Origin of the sequence: Dietzia aerolata, from assembly GCF_014144865.1 — a bacterium.
Classification (GTDB): domain Bacteria; phylum Actinomycetota; class Actinomycetes; order Mycobacteriales; family Mycobacteriaceae; genus Dietzia; species Dietzia aerolata.
Map to the genome: position 1 here is coordinate 1 of NZ_JAALDM010000141.1, position 4999 is coordinate 4999.

3 protein-coding genes and 1 pseudogene are annotated in these 4999 nt (G+C 70.3%); all 4 read left to right on the plus strand.

Going from position 1 to position 4999, the window contains the following annotated elements:
- A pseudogene (locus tag G6016_RS09425) lies at nucleotides 1-1397 on the plus strand (hypothetical protein); the annotation flags it as partial.
- Nucleotides 1390-1692 carry a phosphopantetheine-binding protein gene (locus G6016_RS09430; protein WP_241730045.1) on the plus strand — a complete coding sequence of 101 codons (303 nt, stop codon included), beginning with the start codon at nucleotides 1390-1392 and terminating at the stop codon, nucleotides 1690-1692. The pseudogene G6016_RS09425 and the gene G6016_RS09430, both read left to right, overlap by 8 nt.
- Nucleotides 1689-2792, plus strand: a complete 1104-nt coding sequence (locus G6016_RS09435; protein WP_182632416.1) for an SDR family oxidoreductase — start codon at nucleotides 1689-1691, stop codon at nucleotides 2790-2792. The genes G6016_RS09430 and G6016_RS09435 overlap by 4 nt, the downstream gene beginning before the upstream one ends.
- Before the next feature lie 119 nt (nucleotides 2793-2911).
- On the plus strand, nucleotides 2912-4861 hold the full coding sequence (locus tag G6016_RS09440; protein ID WP_182632417.1) for an AfsA-related hotdog domain-containing protein: 1950 nt from the start codon (nucleotides 2912-2914) through the stop codon (nucleotides 4859-4861).
- The last annotated feature ends 138 nt before the right edge of the window (nucleotides 4862-4999 follow it).

The window sequence follows — 4999 nt, forward strand, 5'->3', positions numbered from 1 at the left end:
ACCTGCTCAACCGCTGCCAGCGTCTACTGGGCGCCCGGATCGTGGTGGATTCACCGGCACTCGCCGAGGCGGCCCCACCGGATCGGTCGGCGTTCGCCGCGTTGACCGCCGACTGGTGGCGGGTGCGCGGCCGGCACTGCATGGCACGCTCGGTGGCCTCGGCGATCCTGTTGGGCGAGGACGGACCGGGCTCGGACGCGGACGGATGGGCCCGCGAGGGCGTCCTCCAGCTGGCCAAGGCGTGGCTGGCGCTGCGCGGCGAGACCTACATCGAATCCAAGTGGACTGACCTGCAGCTGGCCCGGGTCGAGCAGACCGGGGGGCCGGATGCCGACCTCGCCGCCCGCTGCCGCTCCTCCCTGGGCGCTGCCCGGGACCCCGAGGGCTGGACGTCGCTGGCCCGCGCCCTGGACGCCGGATCGGTGCCCGAGGCGGGGTCGCTGGTGGTCGTGCGCGAGCCCGGCGTCACCACGTGGATGATCGGCGACCGGGTCCACGTGCTGCACCCGGCCGGTGCCGTCGCGGTGTTCGACGGGCCCGCAGCCGGTCACTGGCGCTCGATGGTTCCCGGGCGCGGTCTGGACGACCACCTGCGACGCGACCCCGGCATCGGGCCCGCGTTGATCGAGTGTGTCGACGCCGGGCTGATCGGATTCGGCCTGGTCCCCGCGGTACCGACCGGGCCCCTGGTGCGCGTGGAGCCCGCGATCGCGATGTGCAGCGCGGCCGAACCGTCGTTCCCCACCGTCGCACCGGCACAGACGATGGTCCGACTCGACGGCGCCACCCCGCCACCGACTGCGGACGGTGGCAACGAGGTCCCCTGGTTCGCACCACTAACCGGCGCGCGATTCGCCTCCTGCGGCTTGGGTCTGGTGTGGGCGAACATCGTCCTGGAGAACGCCCGGGAGGATCTGGACGGCGCCATTCGCGACAGCCAGTGGGGTGTGGCCTCAGCGGCGGCCAGGCGTCAGATCGCCACCGCCGTCCGCGCGCTGCTGTCCGCCTCGGGGATCTATCCCCTGCCCGCGGACACCGATCCCGCACGCAATATCCGCCGACTGTGCGCACCGACCGCGGAAATCCGGGCGATCGCCGACGAGGTGGCAGCCCTGTGGGCCGAGCCGACCTCGCCGGAGCGCATGGCCGCCGACCCTGAAGCCGCACGCAACCGGCTCGAGACGCTGACCCACCGCATCCGGGTGATCGCCTGCGGGGAGGATTTCCCATCGTCCTTCGACGGCGGCGCCCAGTGGGGCCGCACGATCGGGATCGCCTACGACTGGCTCCGGATCGGCGCCCACCTCGATTCCCGCATCCCACTCGACGAGGCCCGCGACCTGTTGGAGACCGGCGGCCGTCAACCACATGAGGAGGTACACGGTGACGATGACTGATCCGAGCACCGGAGGGACAGCTCACCGCGATCAGGTGGTGGAACTGGTGCGCGCCATGGCCCCCGAGTCGGAGATCTCCGGGGGCGACGGCGACCTCGCCGACGCCTCCCGACTCGTCGAGGACCTCGGCTACCAGTCACTTCGGCTGATCGAGCTGACGATGGCGCTCGAGGAGACCTTCGACCTGCCCCCGTTCGACCGGGAGATCCTCGCCGCCGTCCGGACCGTGGGCGACGTCGTGTCCCTGATCAACCGCCATGTTCCCGATTCCGGGTCGCAGGGGGCCGGGTCATGAGCCGCGTCGTCCTGGTCACCGGGGCCGCCGGGCTGGTCGGTACGGATGCGTGCCGGGAACTGCTCTCCCGTGGCTGCACGGTTCTGGCGTTGGTGCACCGGACCACTGTGCTCGTCGATGCTGATGGTCCGATCCACTCCCCGCGCCTGATCGTGGTGCGCGGAGACGTCACCCGACCGGACCTGGGGTTGTCGAGCGAGGACGCGAGTCTGTTGGGTGCGGTCGACACGATCGTCCACTCCGCGGCGACCACGGACTTCGCCGCACCGCAGGAGGTGTACGACTCGCTGAACGTGGCGGGGACCGAACACGTGGTGGCGCTGGCCGAGCGGATCGGCGCACGACTGGTGCACGTGTCCACGTCGTACCTGTGTGGTCGTTTCGAATCTGTCGCCGGGCCCGCGGCGACGTTCAGCGAGGACATGCTCGACGAGGGGCAACCCCTGGACAACGGGTACGAAGAGTCCAAGCTCAAGGCAGAACTCGTGGTGCGGCGCGCCGCCGACGACGGTCTGGAAGTGGCCGTAGTGCGCCCGGGGATCGTGTGCGGTGACTCGCGCACGGGCCGACTGCGCGAGTACCGAAACCTCTATCTGGTGCTCAAGCTCATCACCGAGGGCAAGTTGCGTACGCTGCCCGGGCGTTACGGTGCCACGCTCGCGCTCGCGCCGATCGACCTCGTCACCAGGGTGATCGCCGACGTCGTCACCCGCGGCGTGTCGGGCGGTGTGTTCCACGCCGTCGGCGCGGACATGATCTCGCTGCGGGACGTCTCTGATGTGCTGTCCGAGTACCCGTGCTTCCACGTCAACCGTTTCGTCCCCGCCGCCTCGTTCTCCGTCGACCAGCTCGAACGGCGGGAGCGCATGTACTACGAGCGCGTGGGCCGTGACTACATCGCCTACTTCGACCGCACGGTGCGGTTCGGCACCTCCGCGGTGCGCGAACTGCTCGCCGAGACGGGCGGTTCCCTGCCCCCGAGCGGCCCGGACCTGCTCCGGCTCCTCGTTGATGACTGCATTCGCGCCGGCTATCTCGCCGACGGTCTCCCGGGTGTCGACGCTGTCGTCGCCGCCCACGCATCAGGAGGTGCGACATGACCGAGACACGGCCCTCATCGGCACGGTCTGCAACCCAGCGCCACACGGCTGCCTCGACAACGGCGGCCGAGGCCACCGCGGCGACCGCAGAGTCAGCTCCCTATCCTCCCGCGCCACCCGTGGCGACGGAGGTCCTCATCAGCAACGCGCTGGTGCGGTCGTGGACGCGGGACCCGGGCAAGGTCCGCGTCTACACCGGCGACACGTGGTTTCTCGAGGCCGCCGAGCAACTGTTCGAGCTCACCTCGGACGCCGCACGAATTGGCAGCGGAATGGCCACGCTGCTGGTTAAGCCGGACGGAATCGCGACGGGCTCGGCACGCACGGTCGTGGACTGGGCACTGCGCTCGGGCTTTGAGATCCACGACGCCGCCGCGGTGTCGATGGACCACAACGGGATCCGGGCGCTGTGGTACCACCAGTGGAACATCGCTTCGGCAGAACGGCGGCTCCTGGCGGACCTGCTCTGCGGGCTCTCCCCCGCGCTGCTGCTCGTCCTCGGACGATCTGATGACACCGATGACGAGTGGCCGTGCGCGGTGCAGTTGACCGAGCTCAAGGGCCCGACAGCACCGCATCTGCGTCGTCTCGAGCACCTCCGGGGCGTGCTCCCCGGCGGCTCCTACCTGCTCAACCAGGTTCACTCCGCCGACGAGCCCGCGGACGCGCTTCGGGAGTTGGGTGTGTACTTCCCCGCCCGCAGACGACAGCGCACGTTCGAGCGGGTGGTCACCGGCCACGATGCATCGGCGGAGGCTCGCCGGATCGCCGACGAGCTCGACGAGGCCCACGGCGGTTTCTCGACCGAAGAGGAGCCAGCCTGGGAGGCTCTACAACCGTTGCGTCGCCGGGGCGAGTCCGACTCAAACCTGTGCCGGAGGCTGCTGCACGAGTCGATCCGTGAGGACCTGCAGTGGCCGCTGCTCGTGGCCGGGGCCGGGTGTCTGCCGATGCGCACACCGAGCGGTTCGGTGGCGCTGGCGAACCCGCCGGCGTCGGCGTGGGATCCAGGGCGGCCCATCGCCGCACCGCGCGGCGGAGTCGACCGGTCGATGGTCCACCGCAGATCCGAGGCCGAGTTCTTCGTCACCGGAATCGGTCCGGCGACGATCGATGACGAGGGCTGCCGCGTGTTCGAGGCCGCTGTGCAGATGGCCCGGATGCATCCCCTTCACTCGGACCACGTCGGGGCCCAATGGGGTCACTTGGATCTGTTCCACCTCATGGAGGGCGTGCGGCAGGCGTGCATCGCGGGCGGACAGACCGCGTTCGGCGCCAAGCGAAGCGACGTTTTCGTCGTCCGCAGCTTCGGTGCCGAATTCTCCTCGGGGCCGCCGGCGTTCGACGGGCAGCCACTGGACCTGCGGGTCCGGGTCACCGCAGACCGCGAGTATCGCGAGAACGGCGACGGTCCCGTCACCGGCCTACGCGCGTCCATCGATATCACCGATGACGAGGCCGGCACGGTCGGCCGCGCATGGGGCACCTACTCGTGGGTCTCGAGGGACAGCTTCCTCGAACTACGCCGAGCGATGCGGGCACAGACCCAGGGCGGTGCGCAGCCTCCCGCTCAGAACGAGCCCGCCACGCCTCTGCCCTTGCCACCGACCGTGGCTGAATCGGAGGTGCTCCGGTTGGACCCGCGCAGTTCGGTCGTCTCCCGTGAGGGCGCCGCACCCGGGGAACTGGTCCTGGCTGTGGACGTCACCCATCCCGTCCACTTCGACCACCCGCTCGATCACATTCCGGGGATGCTCCTCCTCGAGGCCGCACGCCAGGCAGCTCTTCTCACCATCGACCCGGCCGACCGGGCCGGAAAGGTGGTCAGCCGGGTGGACGCGAAGTTCGTGTCCTTCGCCGACTATGACCGGCCGGTGACGATCCGCACGCTCGAGATCCCCGCCGAGGAGTCGGCGGACGTGCCTTACGGCGGTGCGCAGTCGGGTGCGGGTCCGGCCGGCGACGACGGCACACACGAACGGGACGCACAGGAATACCGCGTGGAGTTCGTCCAGGACGACCAGGTCGCCACCGTGGCGACGGTGGTGGTCACTGACGGTGGCCGCTGATGGCGGCGGAAGCTGCGCGCCGGGTGGCCTGGTTCCTCCGCGAACGCGTTCCCGCCCATCACGGGCTCTACGGCGTCGTGTGGTCAGTCGCCGGCGAGGCCGGGTCCGCGCTGGCCGCCGGCCCGGCGGCGCGCTGGC